Source organism: Achromobacter sp. EG18 (assembly GCF_059759395.1).
In genome coordinates this window covers 6,057,985-6,079,198 of record NZ_CM186213.1, presented here as the reverse complement: position 1 = coordinate 6,079,198, position 21,214 = coordinate 6,057,985, and the positions used below count along the sequence as shown (strand labels likewise).

Below are 21,214 nucleotides of genomic sequence, written 5' to 3'. Positions count from 1 at the left end.
CGACGCGGCGCCGTCACAGGGGCGACATGGGAGCGACCGCTTCGGGCGGCACGGCCGGCGTGGCGCCGTTGACGGCGGCCTGCACGCGGTCGAGTTCGCGGCGCAGGCGGATGGCCTCGCGGCGGCGGCGCATGGCGGCGGGCACGGTCAGCAGCAGGCCGAACAGCGCGCCGACCACGAACACCACCAGCATGACGACGATCAGCGGCACATCCTGCACCACGTAATCGGCATAGAACTTCACGGCGACGGGATCGGTGTTCTTCAACGCGAACATCAATACCGCCACGAACACGAGCAATCGCAGGGCCCAGACAAGGTAGCGCATGACGCATGCTCCTAAGAATTCGAGAGGGTCAATTGTAAGCGACCTCCACACCTCGTGTACGGCCTTCAACGGGGTTTCCTCGAAGGGCGGCGGCGTGTCCGGAAGGACGCCCAAAAACAAAGCCCCTTGATTTCTCAAGGGGCGTTGCTCGCGGTCCGATCTGCCCGAAGGCAGCTTACTGGCCGGTGCTGTCAATGCATGGCGTGCAAGCCTGCCATGGACGGCATCGGTTCGCTCGATCCAGAGGATTGAGCGTCCTCGTCGTTGCCGCCGACCAAGTCCACCCGCTCGCGCAATTCCTTGCCCGCCTTGAAGTGCGGCACCTGTTTGCCAGGCACCAGCACTTGTTCGCCGGACTTCGGATTGCGGCCGATGCGGGGAGACCGCTGCGACAGCGAGAAGCTGCCAAAACCGCGGATCTCGATGCGCTGGCCCGAGGCCAGGGCCTGGGTCATCGCATCGAGCACGGTCTTGACCGCGTAATCGGTGTCGCGGGCGGCCAGCTGAGGATAGCGGGCCGCCAAGGCGGCGATCAGCTCCGACTTGGTCACGAATTAACCGTCGTTGCGCTGTTGGTCCAGCTTGGCCTTCAGCAGCGCGCCGAGGTTGGTGGTGCCGGACGAAGCGCTGGCGTCGGACATACGCTGGATCGTTTCGGCGGTTTCGGCGTTGTCGCGGGCCTTGATCGACAGCTGGATCGAACGCGTCTTGCGGTCGATGTTGACGATCATGGCTTCGATGTTCTCGCCGGCGGTCAGCACGGTGGTGGCATCTTCGACGCGGCCCGAGGAGATCTCGGAAGCGCGCAGGTAGCCTTCGACGTCCACGGACAGCGTCACGACGGCGCCCTTGGCTTCGACCGACTTGATGGTGCCCGGAACCACGGCGCCCTTGTCGAACGTGGCAACGAAGTTGTTGAAGGGGTCGCCTTCCAGCTGCTTGATGCCCAGCGAGATGCGTTCCTTGTCGGTATCGATGCCCAGGACCACGGCTTCGATCTCGTCGCCCTTCTTGAAGTTGCGCACGGCTTCTTCGCCGGTTTCCGTCCACGACAGGTCGGACAGGTGAACCAGGCCATCGATGCCGCCGGGCAGGCCGACGAACACGCCGAAGTCGGTGATCGACTTGATGGCGCCGCGGACCTTGTCACCACGCTTGAAGTTGGTGGCGAACTCTTCCCACGGGTTCTGGCGGCACTGCTTCATGCCCAGCGAGATGCGACGACGGTCTTCGTCGATTTCCAGGACCATGACTTCGACTTCTTCGCCCAGGGTCACGACCTTGCGCGGATCGACGTTCTTGTTGGTCCAGTCCATTTCGGAGACGTGCACCAGGCCTTCGATGCCGGCTTCGACTTCAACGAACGCGCCGTAGTCGGTCAGGTTGGTGACCTTGCCGAACAGGCGGGTGCCTTGCGGGTAGCGGCGAGCCAGGCCCACCCACGGATCTTCGCCCAGCTGCTTGACGCCCAGCGAGACGCGGCTCTTTTCCTGGTCGAACTTGAGGACCTTGGCTTCGACTTCCTGACCCACTTGCAGGACTTCGGACGGGTGACGCACACGGCGCCAGGCCATGTCGGTGATGTGCAGCAGGCCGTCGATGCCGCCCAGGTCCACGAACGCGCCGTAGTCGGTGATGTTCTTGACCACGCCCTTGACCACCGCACCTTCGTGCAGGGTTTCGAGCAGCTTCTGGCGCTCTTCGCCCATGCTGGCTTCCAGCACCTGGCGACGCGACAGCACGACGTTGTTGCGCTTGCGGTCGAGCTTGATGACCTTGAATTCGAGGGTCTTGCCTTCGTACGGGGTGGTGTCCTTGACCGGACGCAGATCCACCAGCGAACCCGGCAGGAACGCGCGGATGCCGTTGGTCATGACGGTCAGGCCGCCCTTGACCTTGCCGGTGATGGTGCCGGTGACCAGCTCGCCGTTTTCCAGGGCCTTTTCCAGTTGCAGCCAGGCCGACAGGCGCTTGGCGCGGTCACGCGACAGGATGGTGTCGCCGTAGCCGTTTTCCAGGGAATCGATGGCCACCGAGACGAAATCGCCGGGTTGCACTTCGAGCTCGCCCTGGTCGTTCAGGAACTCTTCCAGGGGGATCAGCGCTTCGGACTTCAGGCCGGCGTTGACGACGACGAAGTTATGGTCGACGCGCACGACTTCGGCGCTGATGACCTCGCCGGACTTCATGTCCTGGCTCTTGAGGCTTTGTGCGAAAAGGTCGGCGAAGCTTTCGCCGCCGGTGGCGGTAGTGGAAACGGAAGACATGGGGTTGAAATCCATTGGGCCGAAATGGCCGTTAAAAACACACCGCAGCGGATTGCCCGCCACAGTGGAGTCAAAATACCTGCCTGCCGGTTTGCCCTTGCGGGGTGTCCCGTGGGGGTGTCGCCTGGCCAGGACAGGGCCGATAAAAAAACGACTGGCGAAGGTGCCCGCCCCTCAATGCGTGGGGTTGGCCTGCCAGAAATCCAGTATTGCCTGCACGGTTTCCGCAATCGTCAGATTCGACGAATCCAGCACGTGTGCATCCGCTGCGGGAGCAAGCGGCGCCGTGGCGCGCTGCGTGTCGCGGGCATCCCGCTCGCGCATATCCCGCAAAAGGTCGTCTAGATTAGCAGAAATTCCCTTTTCGATCAACTGCTTACGCCGCCTCTCGGCCCGCGCGACCACATCGGCCACCAGGAAGACTTTCAGGGACGCATCAGGAAACACCACCGTGCCCATGTCGCGGCCATCCGCCACCAGCCCGGGAAGCAGGCGAAACGCGCGCTGGCGTTCGAGCAGCGCCTGCCGCACGCCGGGGAACGCCGCCACGCGCGAGGCGAAATTGCCCACTTCCTCGCGACGGATTTCATGGCCGACGTCGGCGCCCTCCAGGTAGACGTGGGGGCCGTCGAAACGCACATCCAGCGTCTCGGCCACGCGCGCCACGGCGGGCTCGTCGGCCGCATCGACGCCGCGGTTGATCGCCGCCAGGGCCGTCAACCGGTACAGCGCGCCGCTGTCCAGCACCGCCCACCCCAGCGCCTTGGCGACGCGGTGGGCCACGGTGCCCTTGCCCGAGGCGGTGGGGCCGTCGATGGTGATGACGGGAGCGGCGGAAGTCACGGTCGGTTCAGTCGAAGTCATGTAAGGAAATGGGCCGCGCGGCCCGTGGTCGCTATGCCGACACCAGGCCGGCATAGACATCAAAGTAACCCGGGAACGTCTTGCTGACGCAACCCGGATCCAGAATCCGCACCGCCGCCGGGCCGAACGCGGCCAGCGAGAAGCACATTGCCATGCGGTGATCGTCCCAGGTGCCGATATGCGCGTCGCGCCAGGCGCCGTCAGCGGGCGGGGTGACCCGCAACCAGTCCGGCCCCGATTCCACTTGCGCGCCCAGCTTTTCCAGCTCGGTCTGCATGGCGTGGATGCGGTCGGTTTCCTTGACGCGCCAGCTGCCGATGTTGCGCAGCCGGCACGGGCCATCGGCGTACAGCGCCAGCGCGGCGGCCGTCATGGCGGCGTCGGGGATCAGGTTGAAATCGGTATCGAAGGCCTTCAGGCGCCCGCCCTCGGCCACGCGCACGCCGGTCACCTCGATCCAGCCGTCGCCGTATGCCACCGTGGCCCCCATGGCGGCCAGCGTGTCGGCGAATTTCACATCGCCCTGGATGCTGTCGGCGCCCACGCCCGTCACCCGCAGCGGTCCGCCGCCGATGGCGCCGAGCGCCAGGAAATACGAGGCGGTGGAGGCATCGCCCTCGACCGCGATCTGGCCCGGGCTGCGATAGCGGGCGCCGCCGCCGATGGTGAAACGGCTCCAGCCATCGCGTTGCACGGTGACGCCGAAACGCGCCATGAGGTTCAGCGTGATCTCGATGTAAGGCTTGGAGATCAGCTCGCCCAGCACCTCGATCACCACCGGCTGACCACTCTGGCCGGCCAGCAATGGCGCGGCCATCAGCAAGGCGGTCAGGAACTGGCTGGAAACCGAACCCTGCACCTGCGTCACGGCCGGCGTGGCGATTGCGCCGCGGCCGATGTGCAGCGGCGGATAGCCGGGCTGCCCCAGATAGTCGATCCGAGCGCCCAGCGCCTTGAGCGCATCGACCAGGTCGCCGATGGGACGCTCGTGCATGCGCGGCACGCCGGACAGGCGATAGTCGCCGCCCATCAGCGCCAGCGCCGCCGTCAGCGGCCGGATGGCGGTGCCGGCGTTGCCCATGAAGAGGTCGGCGCTGTCGACCGGGAAGCGGCTCACGCCGCGCACGGTGACACGGCCCTCGGCCAGTTCGGACACCGCCACGCCCAGCTGGCGCAAGGCGGCCAGCATGACGCGGGTGTCATCGGAATCCAGCAGTCCGGTGATGGCGGTCTCGCCGTCGGCGATGGCCGCCAGCAGCAGCACGCGGTTGGAAATGCTCTTGGAACCGGGCAAGGCCATGACGCCCTGCGCGCGCCGCACCCGTGGCAGATCCAGGAAAGGCAAAGCGCCCATGTGGGTTTACTCCTTGCGCCAGTTGCGGCGCGCCTGCGCCGCCGTGTCCAGCAGCGCCAGCAAGGCCGCGCCATCGCCGCCGTCGATCGCGCGCTCGGCCCGATCCAGCACGGCGCGCACGGCCGCCAGCTCCGCCAGCATGGCGTCGCGGTTGGATAGAAAGATATCGCGCCACATCTCGGGCGATCCCGCCGCGATGCGGGTGAAATCGCGAAAGCCGCTGCCCGCCAGCGCCAGCCGCGTGGCGGCGTCCTCGGCGGTGGCGACCTGCTCCATGTACACAGACGACAGCAGGTGCGGCAGGTGGCTGACCGACGCCAGCACCCGGTCATGCGCGCCGGCGTCCATGTCGATCACTTGCGCCCCACAAGCCAGCCACGCATCGCGCACCAGGGCAATGGCGGCAGCAGCGTTCTCGGCCAGCGGCGTCAGGATGACGCAACGGCCCTGGTACAGGCCGGCATCGGCGGCCTCGGGTCCGCTGCGCTCGGCGCCGGCGATGGGATGGCCCGGCACGAACTGGCCGATGCGCGCGCCCAGCGCCAGGCGGGCGGCATCGACCACCTCGGCCTTGGTGCTGCCGCCATCGGTCAGCAGCGTGGCATCGCGCAGATGCGGCAGCATGCGCGCCAGCATGTCCTGCAGGCCGCCCACGGGCGTGGCCAGGAACACCAGGTCGGCGCGGGCAGCGGCGTCTTCGGCGCTGACGGCTTCGTCGATCAGGCCCAGTTCCACCGCGCGCGCCAGTGACGCGGCATTGCGGCCCACGCCCAGCACCCGTCCCACCTGCCCCGCCCGGCGCAGCGCCGCGGCAAAGGAACCGCCGATCAGACCCACGCCGACGACGGCCAGCACAGGAATCAGGGGGCCAGCGGCCCCCTGATTCGGCTTGGAGGAAGCGCCGTTCATTCGGACAGGATGGCGGTCAGCGCGTCGATGAAGCGGGCGTTTTCCTGCGGCAGGCCGATGGACACGCGCAGCCACTCGGGCAGGCCGTCGCCGGCCACCGGACGCACGATCACGCCGCGCTTGAGCAGCGCCAGGTTGATGCGCGGCGCGTCGCCCACGTGCACCAGCACGAAGTTGCCGTAGCTGGGCACGTAGCGCAGCTTGAGGCGGTCGAAGGCTTCGCACAGTTGCGCCTTGCCGGCCTTGTTGGACGTGTACGCCTGTTCCAGGTAGGCGGCATCGCCCAGCGCGGCCACGGCGGCGGCCTGCGCCAGCGTGTTGACGTTGAACGGCTGGCGCACGCGGTTGAGCAGGTCGGTCAGGGCCGGTTGGGCCACCGCGAAGCCCACGCGCAGGCCCGCCAGGCCGTAGGCCTTGGAGAAGGTGCGCGAGACGATCAGGTTGGGATAGCGGCGCACCAGCGCGGTGCTGTCGAACCGGAATTGCGGTTCCAGGTATTCGTTGTAGGCCTCGTCCAACACCACCGTGACACGGTCGCCGTGGGCGGCATGGACGCGCTCCAGGAACGCGGCCACCTGATCGCCCGGCACAAAGGTGCCGGTGGGGTTGTTGGGGTTGGCGATGAACAAGAGGCGCGTGTCGTCGGCGATGGCGTCGAACATGGCGTCCAGGTCATGGCCGTAGTCCTTGGCCGGCACCACGATGTGGCGCGCGCCCCGGGCCTGCGTGGCCAGGCGATAGACCGCGAACGAATGCTGCGCGTAGACCGCCGACGTACCCGGCTCCAGCAATGCCAGCGCGGCGATTTCCAGGATGTCGTTGGAGCCATTGCCCAGCGTGATCCAGTTCATCGGCACGTCGTAGCGCGCGGCCAGCGCGGCCTTCAGGTCGAAGCCGTTGGGGTCCGGATAGCGCGCCAGCGACTCGGCGGCGGCCAGCATGGCGGCGCGCGCCGACTGCGGCATGCCCAGCGGGTTCTCGTTGGAGGCCAGCTTGACGATCCCGGCCGGATCCAGCCCGAACTCGCGGGCCAGTTCCTCGATGGGCTTGCCGGCCTGGTAGGGAGCGATGGCGCTGACGTGCGCGGGAGCGGCGAGAGGCTTGGAGGTGTTGGTCATGGAAGGGCTCACGGCGCCGGGTAGGAACCCAGCACTTTCAGGTAGGCGACCTGCGCCCGCAGGGTATCCAGGGCGAGCGCGACATTCGGATCGTTGCGATGTCCCAGGACATCGACGTAGAAATAGTATTCCCACTCGCCGGTGCGGGCCGGGCGGGATTCGAAGCGCGTCATCGACACGCCGTTGGCGGCCAGCGGCGCCAGCATCTCGTAGACGGCGCCGGCGCGGTTGGGGACAGCCAGGATCAGGCTGGTCTTGTCCTTGCCGCTGACCAGCGGCTCGATGTTGCCGATGGCCAGGAAGCGCGTGCGGTTGTGCGGATCGTCCTGGATGCCGGCGCTGACGACCTGCAGGTTCCAGGCCGGCGCGGCCACTTCGCCGGCGATGGCGGCGATGGTCGGATCCGAAGCGGCAACGCGCGCGGCCTCGGAATTGCTGGCGGCGGCCACCCGTTCCAGGTCGGGATAGTTGCGCGTCAGCCAGCCCTGGCACTGGGCCAGCGCCTGCGGATGCGCGGAAATCGTCTTGATGCCGTCCATCTTGCCCGACTGCGACATCAGGCAATGGCGGATCACCAGCGAACGCTCGCCCAGGATGCGCAGCGGCGTGTTCAGCAGCAGGTCCAGGCTGCGGTTGACCGCGCCTTCGGTGGAGTTCTCGACCGGCACCATGCCGACGTCGGCCTGCCCAGCCTCGACGGCGCGGAAGACCTCGTCGAACGACACGCACGGCAGCTTCTGCACCGCATGGCCGAAATGCTCCAGCGCGGCCTGCTCGGAAAACGAGCCCTGCGGCCCCAGGTAGGCGACGGTCATGCCGCGCTCCAGGCCGCGGCAGGCCGAGATGATCTCGGTCCAGACCGAGGCCACGCCGGCCGCCGGAAACGGGCCGGGATTGAGTTGTTGCAGCCGGCGGATGACCTCGGCTTCGCGCTCGGGGCGCAACACCGGACCGTCGGCATGGGCGGCATGCTTGGCCTCGCCCACTTCCTGCGCGGCGCGGGCGCGCTGCGAAAGAAGATCCAGGATTTGCGCATCGATGGCGTCGATGCGGTCGCGCAGGGGGCGCAGCTTGCGCTGCAGGTCATCATCCATAGCGGCGCTCGAATTCCTTCAGGTACTCGACCAGCGCGGCCACGGCGGCCAGCGGCACCGCGTTGTAGATCGAGGCGCGCATGCCGCCCACGCTCTTGTGGCCCTTGAGCTGCGTCAGGCCGGCGGCGTCGGCGCCCTGCAGGAAGGCGTCGTTGAGCGATTCGTCGCGCAGCACGAACGGCACGTTCATGCGCGAACGCACGGGGGCGTGGATCGGATTGCGGTAGAAGCTGGTGCTATCGAGGTAGCCGTAGAGCAGTTCGGCCTTGGCCTTGTTGGCCGCTTCCATGCCGGCCACGCCGCCATTGGCCTTGACCCACTTGAACACCAGGCCGGCGATGTAGATCGCGAAGGTCGGCGGGGTGTTGTAGCGCGAATGCTCGGCGGCCACGTTGGCGTAGTCGAACGCCGACGGGCAGATCGGCAGCGCGTGGCCGATCAGGTCGCGGCGGCAGATGGCCATGGTGACGCCGGCCGGGCCAGCGTTCTTCTGGGCGCCCGCGTACATCATGCCGCAGCGGCTCACGTCCATCGGACGCGACAGGAAATGCGAGGAAGCGTCGACCACCAGCGGCACGTCGGGCGCGCCGAGCGCGGCCGTGTCGGGCCAATCCAGGAATTCGACGCCGCCGATGGTTTCGTTGCTGCACAGGTGCAGGTACGCCGATTCCTTGCGCACCTTCCAGGTGTCGACCGACGGCACCCAGGTGTACGGCGCCTGCTCACGGCCGTCCAGCTGCGTCGCCTGGCCGCTGGTGGCCGCGACCTGCGCGTCACCGTAGCGGCAGGCTTCCTTGTGGGAACGCGACGACCAGTGGCCGGTCACGACGAAGTCGGCCGCCGGCGTGCCGCGCCGTCCCATGAGATTCATGGGAACGATGGCGTTCTCCCCGGAACCTCCGCCCTGCATGAACATCACCGCGTAGTCCGGGGACAAGCCGAGCAGATCGCGCAGGTCGCTTTCCGCTTCGTCGCAGATCTGCACAAAGTGCTTGCCGCGATGACTCATTTCCATCACGGACATGCCACTGCCGTGCCAGTCCAGCATTTCCGCAGCGGCTTGCTGCAGTACCACCTCGGGCAAGGCCGAGGGGCCTGCCGAGAAGTTCCAGGGGCGGGCCATTATTGCTCCGTAGGTTCCGTCGAATCCGTTGCACCGGCGTCGCCGTTGCCCTCTTCCTGACCCTCTTCCTGGCCGTCGTCCAGGTCTTCGCTGTCATCGTCGGCATCGCTTTCGACGACGCGGCGCACGCCGGACAGCGAACTGCCGTCATCGACGTTGATGAGGGTGACGCCCTGCGTGGCGCGGCCCATTTCGCGGATTTCCGCGACGCGGGTACGCACCAGCACGCCGCCGGTGGTGATCAGCATGATTTCATCCGAAGGCATCACCAGCACGGCACCGACCACCTTGCCGTTGCGCGAGCTGGTCTGGATGGCGATCATGCCCTTGGTGCCACGGCCGTGGCGCGTGTATTCGGTGATCGGGGTGCGCTTGCCGTAGCCGTTTTCGGTGGCCGTCAGCACGCTCTGCGTTTCATCCCCGGCCACCAGCAACGCGATCACGTTCTGCGTGTCCTCGAGCATCATGCCGCGCACGCCGCGCGCATTGCGGCCCATCGGACGCACGTCGTTCTCGTCGAAGCGCACGGCCTTGCCGGCGTCCGAGAACAGCATGACGTCGTGCTTGCCGTCGGTGAGGTCGGCGCCGATCAGGTAGTCGCCGTCGTCCAGGTCGACCGCGATGATGCCGGCCTTGCGCGGGTTGGAGAAGTCGGACAGCGGGGTCTTCTTGACCGTGCCGCGCGAGGTCGCCATGAAGACATAGTGGTCTTCGCTGAATTCCTTGACCGGCAGCACCACCGTGATCTTCTCGCCCTCGGCCAGCGGGAACATGTTGACGATGGGCTTGCCGCGCGAGTTGCGCGTGCCTTGCGGCACTTCCCAGACCTTGAGCCAGTAGACCCGGCCGCGGTTCGAGAAGCACAGCAGGAAGTCATGGGTGTTGGCGATGAACAGCTGGTCGATCCAGTCGTTTTCCTTCATCGCCGTGGCCTGCTTGCCGCGGCCGCCGCGCTTCTGCGAACGGTACTCGGACAGCGGCTGGCTCTTGATGTAGCCGCCGTGCGACAGCGTCACGACCATGTCGGTGGGCGTGATCAGGTCTTCGGTGTCGAGTTCGGTCGCGTTCAGCTCGATTTCCGAGCGGCGCGTGTCCTTGGCGCCGGTCGAGAACTCGGCCTTGATCGCCTGCAGTTCCTCGCCAATGATGGTGGTGATGCGCTCGGGACGGGCCAGGATGTCCAGCAGGTCGGCGATGGTGGACATGATGTCCTTGTATTCGCCGACGATCTTGTCCTGCTCCAGGCCGGTCAGGCGCTGCAGGCGCATGTTCAGGATTTCCTGGGCCTGGGTATCGCTCAGGCGGTACAGCCCGTCGCCCTGCAGGCCGAACTCGGCGCCCAGGTCGTCCGGACGGAAGGCCGCGCGGCCTCCCGGCGTGTCGCCGTCGGCGCGCGACAGCATTTCGCGCACCAGCGAGGAATCCCACGACTTGGCCATCAGTTCCTGGCGCGCGACGGGAGGCGTCGGCGCGGCCTTGATGATGGCGATGAAGTCGTCGATGTTGGCCAGCGCCACGGCCAGGCCTTCCAGCACGTGGCCGCGTTCGCGGGCCTTGCGCAGCTGGAACACCGTGCGGCGCGTGACCACTTCGCGGCGATGCTGCAGGAAGTAGTCGATCATCTGCTTCAGGTTGAGCAGGCGGGGCTGGCCGTCGACCAGCGCCACCAGGTTCATCCCGAAGGTGTCCTGCAGTTGCGTGTTCTTGTAGAGGTTGTTCAGCACCACCTCGGGCACTTCGCCGCGCTTGAGCTCGATCACCAGGCGCATGCCGTCCTTGTCGGACTCGTCGCGGATGTCGGAGATGCCTTCGATCTTCTTGTCGTTGACCAGCTCGGCGATGCGTTCCTGCAGCGTCTTCTTGTTGACCTGGTAGGGAATCGCGTCGACCACGATGGCCTGGCGGTTGCCCTTTTCCATGTCTTCGAAGTGGGTCTTGGCGCGCATGATGACGCGGCCGCGACCGGTGCGATAGCCTTCGCGCACGCCCGACATGCCGTAGATGACGCCGCCCGTGGGGAAGTCCGGCGCCGGGATGATCTCCATGAGTTCATCGACCGAGCACGCCGGATTGCGCAGGCAGTACAGGCAACCGTCGACCACTTCCTGGAGGTTGTGGGGCGGGATGTTGGTGGCCATGCCGACGGCGATGCCCGAACTGCCGTTGACCAGCAGGTTCGGCAGGCGCGAGGGCAGCAGCAGCGGTTCCTGCTCGCTGCCGTCGTAGTTGGGACCGAAGTCGACCGTTTCCTGGTCGATGTCCGCGAGCAGCTCGTGGGCGATCTTGGCCAGCCGGATTTCGGTGTAGCGCATCGCCGCGGCGTTGTCGCCGTCGATGGAGCCGAAGTTGCCCTGGCCGTCGACCAGCATGTAGCGCATGGAGAAATCCTGCGCCATGCGGACGATGGTGTCGTAGACGGACTGGTCGCCGTGGGGATGGTACTTACCGATGACGTCCCCGACGATACGCGCCGACTTCTTGTAGGCGCGGTTCCAGTCGTTGTTGAGCTCGTGCATCGCGTAGAGCACGCGCCGGTGGACGGGCTTGAGCCCGTCCCGCACATCCGGTAGCGCCCGCCCGACGATCACGCTCATCGCGTAATCGAGGTAACTGCGGCGCATCTCTTCTTCCAGCGATACCGGAAGCGTCTCCTTGGCAAAGGAATCCATATATATAACGACAGAATCGTGTAAGGAGGAACCCGGGCCGGGTAAACAGGAAATTCTATCATTCGATTGGGATCGCGGCCCCAAGGGCCCCGAGCGGCCATCGGCGCGGCCCCGCAACCGGATGTCGGCGGCAAGCGGCACCGACGCGTTCGCCAAGGTCCCGCGAGCCTGTTGTCAAAAACCAACATGGCAAACGGATGGAGCGCGGAAAACGTCATATCCAGCACCAATGCGGCTGTCCAGGGAAGCCAAAGCCCCCCAAATGCCTTAAGATTGTTTCCAGCACGCAGGAAACCCAGTAGCTATTCCTTTGAACCAGCTCTTGGCGTTGCTATACTGGCCCCGTTTTCCTGATATGCGGCGGGGGTTCGCTGCGAGTCACTTATCCAGCTTCAAGCTCAACGAGGAGAAACATGAACAAACCCTCCAAATTCGCTCTGGCGCTCGCCTTCGCCGCCGTCACGGCCTCGGGTGTAGCCTCGGCCCAGACCTATCCCCAGACGGTGGACAACTGGCGCAATCCGTTCGGTAACGTTTGGAAGAACGGTACGAACGAACTGTGCTGGCGCGATGCGTTCTGGACCCCGGCCACCGGCATCCCCGGCTGCGACGGCGTTCCGGTTGCTCAACAAAAGGCGAAGCCGGCCCCGATGGCGGCCAAGGTCGTGTTCAACGCTGACACGTTCTTCGACTTCGACAAGTCGACGCTGAAGCCCGAAGGCCGTCAGCTGCTGGACCAAGTCGCCCAGCAAGCTCGCGGTATCGAGCTGGAAACGATCATCGCCGTTGGCCACACCGACTCGATCGGTACGGACGCCTACAACCAGAAGCTGTCCGAGCGTCGTGCCGCTTCGGTCAAGGCCTACCTGGTCAGCAAGGGCATCGATCCGAACCGTATCTACACGGAAGGCAAGGGTGAAAAGAACCCGATCGCTTCCAACAAGACGAAGGAAGGCCGCGCCCAGAACCGTCGCGTTGAAATCGAAATCGTGGGTAGCCGCAAGTAATTGCCGGACTAGCTACAATAAAGGGCCTCGCATAGCGAGGCCCTTTTTTTCGCCTGGCTTGCACCAATGCGGTGCAATCACCCCGGCGCCCACCGGCGCCGCCGTCCCGCTCTATATATAGAGTGCCGCCTTACGCTGGACCGCCCATGAGCACCCACACCTCCGATACCGCCCAAGCCACCGTCAACGCCGACCAGGCCGAACTGGACAAGTTCGGCGCGCTGGCCAGCCGCTGGTGGGACCCTGAAAGCGAGTTCAAGCCCCTGCATGCCATCAATCCGCTGCGCCTGGAATGGATCCAGGAAAGTGTGGGCAGCCTGGCCGGCAAGAAGGTACTGGACGTCGGCTGCGGCGGCGGCATCCTGTCGGAGGCCATGGCGCGCAGCGGCGCGCAGGTCACCGGCATCGACCTGGCCGACAAGTCGCTCAAGATCGCCAAGTTGCACGGGCTGGAATCGGGCGTGAAAGTCGAGTACCGCAAGGTGCCGGTGGAACAGCTGGCGGCCGAGCAGCCCGGCCAGTACGACGTGGTCACCTGCATGGAGATGCTGGAACACGTGCCGGATCCCGCCTCCATCGTGCGCGCCTGCGCGGCGCTGACCAAGCCGGGCGGCTGGGTGTTCTTCTCGACCCTGAACCGCAACCCCAAGTCGTTCCTGTTCGCCATCATCGGCGCCGAATACGTGCTGCGCCTGCTGCCGCGCGGCACCCACACCTACGACATGTTCATCAAGCCGAGCGAACTGGCCGCCGCCGCCCGCGGCGCCGGCCTGGAACCGGTGGGCATGCGCGGCATGGAATACAACCCGATCACGCAAATCTATTCGCTGACGTCCGACACCTCGGTCAACTACCTGATGGCTACCCGCAAATGAGCGCCTTGATCCTGTTTGACTTCGACGGCACGCTGGCCGACACCGCCCCTGACCTGGCCGCCGCCGCCAACCAGCAGCGTACCCGCCGCGGCCTGGAGCCGCTGCCCTACGAAACGCTGCGTCCGGTTGCCTCGCAGGGCGCGCGCGGCCTGCTGCGCGTGGCGCTCGGCCTGAAGCCGGGCGACGACGAGTACGAACCGACCCGCCTGCAGTTCCTGGAAGACTACGCCGCCAGTTCCACCGTCCACAGCAAGCTGTTCCCCGGCATCGAGGCGCTGCTGGCCGACATCCGCCAGCGCGGCCTGTCGTGGGGCATCGTGACCAACAAGGTCACCTACCTGACGCTGCCGATCGTCGAGCACCTGAACCTGACCCGCGACAGCGCCGTGCTCGTCTGCGGCGACACCACCGCCCACGCCAAGCCGCACCCGCTGCCCCTGCAGCACGCCGCGCGCGAGGCCGGCTTCGCCACCGACCGCTGCGTCTACGTCGGCGACGACCTGCGCGACATCCAGGCCGCGCACGCGGCCGGTATGCCGGCGGTCGCGGCAGCTTACGGCTACGTCGGCGAAGACGACGACATCATCAGCTGGGAAGCGGAAACCTGCGCCAACACGCCGGCCGAGCTGTGGTCCGCGATCGAGCCGCTGCTGCCGCGCGATCTGCGTTGATGTACCGGCATCCGCGCCGACCCCCCGCGACCCGCATCGCCGCCCGTCACGGCGACGCGCGGCCCGGATGACAAGGGTTCGGTCGGATTGGTTGACCTGACCGAACAATTTATCCGGTGCAAAAGGGTTTATCCCTACCCGCCGGTGAATTAAAGTACGTTTCATGCAAGGCAATCCGGGTGCCTCCCGATTGCCTTTCCCGGCCAATGCCGGATGCCGCGTGGCAACGCTCGCACGGCATTTCTCGTTACGCATCGACGGTTTGCCGCCCTCATGCGCCCGCGCGCCGACGTCTCCCCGGCGCGCAACCTAGACCTGTTAGACCATTCATCCGCCCACCGCGCGTTGCCTCACGGCGTCGCGCGCACCTGGAATTGCCTATGCTTTTGCCCATCCTGCTACTTTCTGCCGCCGGTTTCACCATTCTGACCACCGAATTCCTGATTGTCGGCCTGCTGCCCAGCCTGGCCCGCGACCTCGACGTGACGGTATCGCAGGCCGGGCTGCTGGTGTCGCTGTTCGCCTTCACGGTGGCCGCCACCGGTCCGCTGCTGACCGCGCTGATGGCCAACATCGAACGCAAGCGCCTGTTCATCAGCGTGCTGGTGTTGTTCGGCCTGTCCAACGCCCTGGCGGCGGCGGCGCCGAACATCTGGGTCATGGCGGTGGCCCGCTTCGTTCCCGCCCTGGCGTTGCCGGTGTTCTGGTCGCTGGCCAGCGCCACGGCGGTGGAACTTGTCGGGCCGGCCCGCGCCGGACGCGCCATCTCGATGGTGGCGTTCGGCATCGTCGCCGCGACCGTGTTCGGCATTCCCATCGGCGTGCTGATTTCCGATGCGTTTGGTTGGCGCGCGGCCTTCGGCGTGCTCTCGGCGGTGGCATTCGCCAAGGCGCTGTTGCTGCTGCTGGCCTTCCCCAGCACCCGCATCCGCGCCGAGAGCGTCAAGCTGGTGACGCAGCTGCGCATCCTGCGCAACCCGATCGTGGTCGGCCACGTGCTGCTGTCGCTGCTGGTGTTCACCGGCATGTTCACCGCCTACACCTACCTGGCGGACATGCTGGAGCGGTTGGCCGGTTTCAACGGCCAGATCGTCGGCTGGACCATGATGGCATTCGGCGCCGTTGGCCTGGTCGGCAACACGCTGGGCGGCCGCATGGTCGACCGCAGCCCGCTGGGCGCCACCGCGCTGTTTTCGTCGCTGATGGCGGCGGGCCTGGCATTCGTGGGCCCGGTGATGCAGTCGCATGGCCTGCTGGCCGTGGCCTTGACGGTCTGGGGCATCGCCCAGGCGGCGCTCTTCATCGTCTGCCACGTGCGGCTGATGAAGTCGGCCCCCGAGGCGCCCGCCTTTGCCGCCTCGCTCAACATCTCCGGCGCCAACATCGGCATCGGCCTGGGCGCGGTGGTGGGCGGCCACGTGATCGACCAGTACGGCCTGGCATCGCTGGGCTGGGCGGCGGCGGTCATCGTGGCCCTGTCGGTGGCCCTGGCCTTCGCGCTGATGGCGGCCTCGCGCGCGCGGCCTGCCTCCAAGGCGGCCTGCGCCAACGCTTGAAGCGTGGCGCCAGCCACCTGCTCCACCCATGCGCCCTCCCGTGCGGGACGGCGTTGAGGCATCCGCGCCACGCTCGGGCGGGCGGGCGCGGAAAGGCAGCGGACTATCGCGTTTACCAGTACAATAGAAGTTCTTGGGGCCGATCCGGATTCGACGTGGGTCGCGAAACAACTCAGGGCATGCCGAGCACCAGTACGCTCGTTAAACCACTGGAACACTACAAACGCCAACGACGAGCGTTTCGCTCTCGCCGCTTAAGCGGTGAGCCGCTGCACTGATCTGTCCTTGGGTCAGGCGGAGGAAGGCAACTTCCCAGGGGGGCAACCCTCGAACCGCAGCAGCGACATTCACAAGGAATCGGTTTGAACTGGGGTCACACGGTTCAAATTTAAATTACGTGAATCGCTCTGGTCCGGCCTGTCGGTTGGCTAAGTCCAGGGTTAAAACCAAATAGATCGACTACGCATGTAGAACTGGTTGCGGAGGGCTTGCGGACGGGGGTTCAATTCCCCCCGGCTCCACCAAATTTCCGCCATAGCGCCAAATGGCCGACCTTCACGGGTCGGCCATTTTTTTTCGCGTCGCTCAGTGGATGTGTTCCTGCTCGGAACGATCCGAACGTTCGACCTGCAGCGTCGTGTGGTGCAGGTCGAAATCTTCCTGCAGGCGTCGCTCGATCTCCAGGCGGACGGTTTCGCCGTCGGCGCCCGTCGCCAACACCACGTGGCCGGTCAGGAGCGGCTGCTTCTGCGTGATCGCCCACAGGTGAATGTCATGCACGCTGGCGACGCCGTCGGTGCCGGCGATGGCGTCGCGCACCGCGCTCAGGCTCATGCCGGGCGGCACGCCTTCGAGCAGCAGGTTGATGCATTCGCGCAGCAGCACCCAGGTACGGGGAAAGACCATGAAGCCGATGGCCACGGCCAGCGCCGAATCCACCCAGCGCCAGCCCGTCAACCAGATGATCACGGCCCCGGCGATGACGGCGACCGAGCCCAGCATGTCGGCCCAGACTTCGAGGTAGGCGCCCTTCACGTTCAGACTGTCGTCCTTGGAACCGGCCAGCAGCCGCATCGACACCAGGTTGATCGCCAACCCCGCGATGGCCACGCCCAGCATGCCGGCGGACTGGATATCCGGCGGCGCCTCCAGACGGCGCCAGGCTTCGTACAGGATGTAGAAGGCCACGCCCAGCAGCACCAATGCATTGATCGCGGCAGCCAGGATCTCGAAGCGGGCATAGCCGTAGGTGCGCATCAGATCGGCGGCCTTGCGGCCAGCGCGGATCGCGATCAGCGCCAGCAGCAGCGCGATGGCGTCCGTCATCATGTGCATGGCATCGGAGATGAGCGCCAGGCTGCCGGTCCAGAGACCTCCGACGATCTCGATCACCATGAACGTGCCGGTCAGCGCGAAGGCGATCCAGAGACGCGATTCGGGCAACGCGCGCACGTCACCGTGTTCGTGATTGCCGCTCATGCGCGGCCTCGGCGCCGCGCTGCCGGCGTGGCCGGCATGGCGCGGACATGCGCGCCGCGAGTGCGGCGCTGACCGCCGGCGGATCGTGGTTTCGATGGCTTCATATGACAGGCGCTCCGGGTTGCTGCCGCGCCGGCCAGGAGATGAGGGCGCGCCGGATGTATGTAAAAGCGTGAAGCCGCTACGGGGTCAAGGCATTTTCGACTTCGCCTTCAAGGAATCACGTAGATGCACACGACCTGTCGTGTTCGTAACCAAAGGAAACTCGCAGGGACATGGGGCGATATGTCATAGACAGCATATTGAAAGATGATGTGACCCCATTTTACGGGTCGAGAGAGTGGGCCGCTTTCATCTTCCCCCGGGGCGCTTCGATAAATCACTGTCAGCTGAACGGAAGTCCGGGAAATACTCCGACACATATTACGAATACTTTCAAGACATAATAAACGCAAGAAAATGCCACCGGCTCCGGCCGCTTGATTGCGATGAAGATACTTTCCATATTCGGAACGCGTCCTGAAGCCATCAAGATGGCTCCGCTGGTCGCCGCGTTGCAGGAAGAATCCCAGATCGACAGCGTGGTCTGCGTGACCGGACAGCATCGCCAGATGCTGGACCAGGTGCTCGCACTGTTCGATCTGCGCGCCCGGCATGACCTGGACATCATGGTGCCCAACCAGACCTTGAACGGTCTGTATGCGCGGTTGATCAGCCAAGTGGACGGGGTATTGGAAAAAGAACAACCGGACTACGTGCTGGTGCATGGAGACACCAGCACCGCGTCGGCTTGCGCGCTGGCCGCATTCCATCGCCGGATACGCATCGGCCATGTCGAAGCGGGCTTGCGCACCGGCAACCTGGCCATGCCCTTCCCCGAGGAAATGAACCGCCGCGTGGTCGATGCGATCGGCGACGCGCTGTTCGCCCCGACCGCCGAGTCGCGCGCCAATCTGTTGCGCGAAAACCTAGCCGGGCGCATCACGGTGACCGGCAATACCGTGATCGACGCGCTGGCGCTGACCTGCGCCAAGCTGGCGCCGGACGGGCCGCTGGCGCGCGGACTCGAGGCCCGCTACCACTGGCTCGATGCGCGGCGCCGCCTGATGCTGGTCACCGGCCACCGGCGCGAGAGTTTCGGCGGCGGCTTCAAGAACATCTGCGCCGCGCTGGCGGAACTGGCCAGGCGCGAGGATCTGCAGATCGTCTATCCCGTGCATTTGAATCCGCAAGTGCGCAACGTCGTGATGAAGGACCTGGCGGGACTGGAACGCGTACACCTGATCGACCCATTGGATTACCTGGACTTCGTCTGGTTCATGCAACGCGCCTATTTGATCCTGACCGACTCGGGGGGCGTGCAGGAAGAAGCCCCCTACCTGGGCAAACCCGTGCTGGTGATGCGCGATGTGACCGAACGCCCCGAGGCCGTGCAGGCGGGCACGGTGGCGCTGGTAGGCACCGACACGCAGCGCATCCTGACCGAGGTCAACCGGCTGCTGGACGACCCCGCCCTGCATGCCTCGTTTTCGCGCCGCATCAATCCCTACGGAGACGGCAAGGCCAGCGGGCGCATCGTCGACGCGCTATGCGGCCGGCCGGTTTCGGAATTCGATCCTCATGGCCCGGCCGCCGGCACCGCGGCCTGACGCCCTGCCCTGCATATCCGCCCGGAGTTCCCATGCCAAAACCCTCTTCCTTTTCCGCCCTGACGCTTCGCCGCGCGCTGATGGCCGCCGGCCTGTTGCTGCCGCTGGGGACGCTGGCCAGCCCGGCCGGCGACGCACTGCGCCAGTTGCAGGGCGACGATTGGGTGACGCGCAACACCACGCTGGCCGATCTGGGCATCAGCGAGCCGGTGGTCCTGAGCAACAGCGACGCGCGCCATGAGTTCTACGTGCCGGTGCCGCGCGGCGTGCCGATCGCCGACGCCACGCTGAACTTCGATGCCAAATACACCAAGGGCGAGCCGGGCCGTACCAGCCTGGTGCTGTGGGCCGACGGCGTGCCGCTCAATGCGCAACGCATCGCCGACGGCGACGGCAGCATCGCGCACGGCTACACGGTGGACCCGCGCCGCCGCGAGACCGGCTTCCTGCGGGTGGGCGTGGACTGGCAATCCGAAATCGCGCTGCGCCACTGCGAAAGCAACCGCGCCACCGCCAACGCGCTGACCATCTCGCCGCAGACGCGCCTGACCTACCGCTACGATGCCTCGGCCATCGGCAACCTGGATGATGCCTGGGGCACGCTGCCCGGCAAGCCGACCCTGATCGTGGCCGGCGCCAAGCTGGACCAGCAGGCCTTCGACAGCGCCTGGCGTGTCGGCGTGGCGCTGGAACGCGCCGGCAAGCGCGTCGCGGTGCGCGCCTTCCCCTCGGTGGGCGACGAGATCGACACGCGCGGCCTGCAGGCGCCGGCCGGGCTGGCGCAGGTGCCGGCCTTCGCCGCGCTGGCGGACAACGGCAAGCACAAGATCGCCAATGCCGCCGAGATCGGCGCTTTGCTGGTGATGGGCGCGCCCGCCGTCGCCGGTGACGTGGTGATCGCCGATGCCACGCTGCGCGGCAAGTTGAACGAAGCGCTGGACGCGTTGCAATCGCAGCTGGCCAACGATGCCGACGCCGCGGCGGCCTTCAAGTCCTGGCGCGAGCGGCGCGTGCCGCTGGCCAACGCCGACATGCAGTCCAAGGAAATCCGCCTGGCCGCGATGGGCCGCCAAGCCGTGATCGCATTGGCCGCCGATGCCGGCGCGCAGGGCGCGGGCGCGTTCGACACGGCCTGGCGACGCATCCTGGTGACGCGCCAGGTGCGGGTCAAGGCCGCGATGCCGCCGGAAACCTTCAAGGACGGCGGCCTGCGCCTGACGGCGCTGGGCGGATCGCCCAACAGCTTCAACGTGGTCGCCAGCGGCGACTGGACCACGACGTTCCCATTGGCCGCTGTGTCGGCGGACGGCCGCATGCCCGGCGAATTGGTCATGGACGTCTCGGCCGCGCCCGGCGCCTCGTCGACGCGCCCGGTGGCCTCCGTCTTCTGGAACGGCATCCTGCTGGCCGCCAAACAGCTGGATGCCGACGGTCGCCCCGAGCGTCTGACCGCCCGGGTGCCCGGCTACGTGCTGGGGGTCACCAACGCCGTGCGCGTCACGTTCCAGCGCCAGCCGGTGTCGGTGGACTGCAACGAGATCCCGCAAGGGTATCCGGTGAACGTGCTGCCGACCAGCTACGTCAAGCCGGAAAAGGCCGAACCGGACGGCACCTTCGTCGGCCTGCTGCCGCTGCTTGCCGGCACGCCACAGGTCGTCGTGCCCGACAGCTATCTGGCAAGCGCGCCCGACAACCTCAAGCGCTTGATCGGCATCGCTTCGGCCAGCGGCATTTCGACGACCCGCGCCGAACTGTCCGTGGCCGCCGGCGGCCAGGCCTTCAAGCCGACGCGCCCCTTCCTGGCGATGGAAGTGCCGGTGGAAGGCGCCAAGCCGATGGTGACGGTCACCGATCGCAAGCAACTGCGCGTGGACGGCAAGGACACGACCTGGCTGGACATATCGGGCCTGGAGCAACTGAGCTCGGCCGAGGTGGTCAGCGCCGCGGGCCAGGACGGCGTGTTGTGGCACACCCTGGGGCAACGCGCCGGCATGCTGGACGCGCCGTTCGTGCTGAACCGCGGCAACGTCGCGCTGATTGGCGCCGCCGGCCCGGTGGCCTGGATCGACAGCGCCAACCCCGACGCCAGCCATCCGCCGGGCGCCGGGGAAAGCGCTTTCTTCGAATGGCGTCGCTACATCTCGTGGAGCGTGCCCGCCGTCAGCGTCGGCCTGCTGGTGCTGCTGCTTATCCTGATTGTCGCGATGCGCGTCAGCCGCAGGAAGAACAAGGAAACCCGATAAACCCGGAT

At 66.4% G+C, this 21,214-nt stretch carries 17 protein-coding genes and 1 other RNA gene; 7 read left to right on the top strand and 11 right to left on the bottom strand.

Annotated elements, in window-relative coordinates:
* Positions 1-13 precede the first annotated feature (13 nt).
* From AC6CR5_RS27940 to gyrA, 10 genes are all read right to left on the bottom strand, one after another.
* Positions 14-328, bottom strand: coding sequence for a lipopolysaccharide assembly protein LapA domain-containing protein (locus AC6CR5_RS27940; protein ID WP_498085098.1), 315 nt, complete (start codon positions 326-328; stop codon positions 14-16).
* A gap of 191 nt (positions 329-519) precedes the next feature.
* Positions 520-879 carry an integration host factor subunit beta gene (locus tag AC6CR5_RS27935; RefSeq protein WP_006388263.1) on the bottom strand — a complete coding sequence of 120 codons (360 nt, stop codon included), beginning with the start codon at positions 877-879 and terminating at the stop codon, positions 520-522.
* A gap of 3 nt (positions 880-882) precedes the next feature.
* A complete protein-coding gene (gene rpsA, locus AC6CR5_RS27930; RefSeq protein WP_026382780.1) occupies positions 883-2,595 on the bottom strand; it encodes a 30S ribosomal protein S1 in 1,713 nt (570 codons plus the stop codon).
* Between the two features lie 174 nt (positions 2,596-2,769).
* Complete coding sequence (cmk, locus tag AC6CR5_RS27925) at positions 2,770-3,459, bottom strand: (d)CMP kinase (RefSeq protein WP_026382779.1); 690 nt, start codon at positions 3,457-3,459, stop codon at positions 2,770-2,772.
* Positions 3,460-3,490: 31 nt separating this feature from the next.
* Positions 3,491-4,813, bottom strand: a complete 1,323-nt coding sequence (gene aroA / locus AC6CR5_RS27920; RefSeq protein ID WP_498085097.1) for a 3-phosphoshikimate 1-carboxyvinyltransferase — start codon at positions 4,811-4,813, stop codon at positions 3,491-3,493.
* A gap of 6 nt (positions 4,814-4,819) precedes the next feature.
* The gene (locus tag AC6CR5_RS27915; RefSeq protein WP_026382778.1) at positions 4,820-5,722 is read right to left on the bottom strand and encodes a prephenate dehydrogenase; all 903 of its coding nucleotides are present in this window, start codon (positions 5,720-5,722) and stop codon (positions 4,820-4,822) included.
* Entirely contained in the window at positions 5,719-6,840 is a 1,122-nt protein-coding gene (gene hisC, locus AC6CR5_RS27910) for a histidinol-phosphate transaminase (RefSeq protein ID WP_026382777.1), read from the bottom strand. Before hisC ends, AC6CR5_RS27915 begins: the two co-directional genes overlap by 4 nt.
* Before the next feature lie 8 nt (positions 6,841-6,848).
* Positions 6,849-7,934, bottom strand: coding sequence for a prephenate dehydratase (pheA, locus tag AC6CR5_RS27905; protein WP_020924595.1), 1,086 nt, complete (start codon positions 7,932-7,934; stop codon positions 6,849-6,851).
* Complete coding sequence (gene serC, locus AC6CR5_RS27900; RefSeq protein WP_498085096.1) at positions 7,927-9,057, bottom strand: 3-phosphoserine/phosphohydroxythreonine transaminase; 1,131 nt, start codon at positions 9,055-9,057, stop codon at positions 7,927-7,929. The genes pheA and serC overlap by 8 nt, the downstream gene beginning before the upstream one ends.
* Positions 9,057-11,726: a DNA gyrase subunit A gene (gene gyrA / locus AC6CR5_RS27895; RefSeq protein WP_006388256.1), complete on the bottom strand. Its 2,670-nt coding sequence runs from the start codon at positions 11,724-11,726 to the stop codon at positions 9,057-9,059. Before gyrA ends, serC begins: the two co-directional genes overlap by 1 nt.
* Positions 11,727-12,139: 413 nt before the next feature.
* Here gyrA and ompA point away from each other — a divergent pair, with 413 nt between their 5' ends.
* The 5 genes from ompA to ssrA all read left to right on the top strand — a co-directional run bounded on the left by ompA (position 12,140) and on the right by ssrA (position 16,359).
* The gene (ompA, locus tag AC6CR5_RS27890; protein ID WP_006388255.1) at positions 12,140-12,733 is read left to right on the top strand and encodes an outer membrane protein OmpA; all 594 of its coding nucleotides are present in this window, start codon (positions 12,140-12,142) and stop codon (positions 12,731-12,733) included.
* 146 nt (positions 12,734-12,879) lie between these two features.
* Complete coding sequence (ubiG, locus tag AC6CR5_RS27885; RefSeq protein ID WP_006388254.1) at positions 12,880-13,608, top strand: bifunctional 2-polyprenyl-6-hydroxyphenol methylase/3-demethylubiquinol 3-O-methyltransferase UbiG; 729 nt, start codon at positions 12,880-12,882, stop codon at positions 13,606-13,608.
* Positions 13,605-14,279, top strand: a complete 675-nt coding sequence (locus AC6CR5_RS27880; protein ID WP_006388253.1) for an HAD-IA family hydrolase — start codon at positions 13,605-13,607, stop codon at positions 14,277-14,279. Before ubiG ends, AC6CR5_RS27880 begins: the two co-directional genes overlap by 4 nt.
* A 380-nt stretch (positions 14,280-14,659) precedes the next feature.
* Positions 14,660-15,835, top strand: coding sequence for an MFS transporter (locus AC6CR5_RS27875; RefSeq protein ID WP_006388252.1), 1,176 nt, complete (start codon positions 14,660-14,662; stop codon positions 15,833-15,835).
* A gap of 135 nt (positions 15,836-15,970) precedes the next feature.
* Positions 15,971-16,359, top strand: a transfer-messenger RNA (tmRNA) gene (gene ssrA, locus AC6CR5_RS27870).
* Between the two features lie 61 nt (positions 16,360-16,420).
* Here ssrA and AC6CR5_RS27865 read toward each other — a convergent pair.
* Entirely contained in the window at positions 16,421-17,314 is an 894-nt protein-coding gene (locus tag AC6CR5_RS27865; RefSeq protein WP_498085095.1) for a cation diffusion facilitator family transporter, read from the bottom strand.
* Positions 17,315-17,802: 488 nt separating this feature from the next.
* Between AC6CR5_RS27865 and wecB the strand changes: the two genes are divergently transcribed.
* Complete coding sequence (gene wecB / locus AC6CR5_RS27860) at positions 17,803-18,963, top strand: non-hydrolyzing UDP-N-acetylglucosamine 2-epimerase (RefSeq protein WP_026383728.1); 1,161 nt, start codon at positions 17,803-17,805, stop codon at positions 18,961-18,963.
* Positions 18,964-18,995: 32 nt separating this feature from the next.
* The gene (locus AC6CR5_RS27855; RefSeq protein ID WP_448684746.1) at positions 18,996-21,206 is read left to right on the top strand and encodes a hypothetical protein; all 2,211 of its coding nucleotides are present in this window, start codon (positions 18,996-18,998) and stop codon (positions 21,204-21,206) included.
* Positions 21,207-21,214 lie beyond the last annotated feature (8 nt).